2 protein-coding genes are annotated in these 1,023 nt (G+C 66.9%); both read right to left on the bottom strand.

Going from position 1 to position 1,023, the window contains the following annotated elements; genetic code table 11:
• The coding region (tnpB, locus tag ACQR1B_RS36185; protein ID WP_434837671.1) for an IS66 family insertion sequence element accessory protein TnpB at positions 1–315 on the bottom strand (315 nt) is incomplete at its 3' end.
• Positions 312–683 carry an IS66-like element accessory protein TnpA gene (gene tnpA, locus ACQR1B_RS36180; protein WP_434837670.1) on the bottom strand — a complete coding sequence of 124 codons (372 nt, stop codon included), beginning with the start codon at positions 681–683 and terminating at the stop codon, positions 312–314. The genes tnpA and tnpB, both read right to left, overlap by 4 nt.
• Positions 684–1,023 lie beyond the last annotated feature (340 nt).

The raw sequence follows: 1,023 nt of genomic DNA, 5'->3' as shown, positions 1-1,023 counted from the left end.
ATGCCGCCAGTCGATGCCTTCGAGCAGATAGCCGAGCTGGGCCGGCGTGATCGTCACCGCGCCGTCCACCGCCTGTGGCCAGATGAAGCGACCGCGCTCCAGCCGCTTGGCGAACAGGCACATGCCCTGGCCGTCGTGCCACAGCACCTTGATCAGCCCGCCGCTGCGGCCGCGGAACACGAACAGATGGCCACCATGCGGGTCGCGCTTCAAGGTCTCCTGGACCAGCAGCGCCAAGCCGTCGAAGCCCTTGCGCATGTCGGTATGGCCGGTCGCGAGCCAGACCTGGGTGCCGGAGGGGATCGGGATCGTCATCGCGAGCCCGCCCGAAGCGCCGCGATCACCGCCGTCACCGTCGCGGCATCCGCCGCGCCGCTGATCCGGATCTTGATCTCAGTCCCGATCTCGACTTCGATCAGCCCCTGAGGCGGAGCTGCCGCTGCGTGAAGATCGGGATCGGCTGCAATCGTCACAGCGGCGAAGCCGGGCACGGCAGCCTCCTTGCCGCACAGCTGCTGGCGCCAGCGAAACACCTGGCTGGAATGCACACCAAACGCGCGCGCCACGCCCAGGATCGTCGCACCCGGTTGCAACGCTGCAGCGACGATGCGCTCCTTGTCAGTCCGCGACCAATGCCGCCGTCGCCGCTCCGACGTGATCACTTCCACTTCCGCTTTGGCCATAGGACTAGCTCCAGGACTAGTCCTATGGCTTCGCGAAGCCTCACTACCGATGCAAGGCGGTCGTCACCGGGGGCTTACCTTTCTGCAGCAATTGCCCGCCTATCATCCGGAGCCGCCCGAGCTCGAGCCCCGCGGCCGTGGCAGTCTCGGGCGGGTCCACCTCGGGCGCAGGAGCCGGGACGTCAGCCGCCCGCGCGATGTCGGCCGGAGATGTATCCCTTGCGGATGCCAATTCGACCGCAGAGGAGCACGGAGTGAACCAGGTGCCTCTCTGAGAAGCTTACCTCGGATGGTGTGCTATGCGAGACCAGCCTTCGGAGTGCTGCCGAACTCGCGCTTG

This window comes from Bradyrhizobium oligotrophicum (genome assembly GCF_051168495.1).
In the GTDB taxonomy this organism is placed as follows: domain Bacteria; phylum Pseudomonadota; class Alphaproteobacteria; order Rhizobiales; family Xanthobacteraceae; genus Bradyrhizobium; species Bradyrhizobium oligotrophicum_A.
This window is presented reverse-complemented; position numbering and strand designations above follow the sequence as displayed.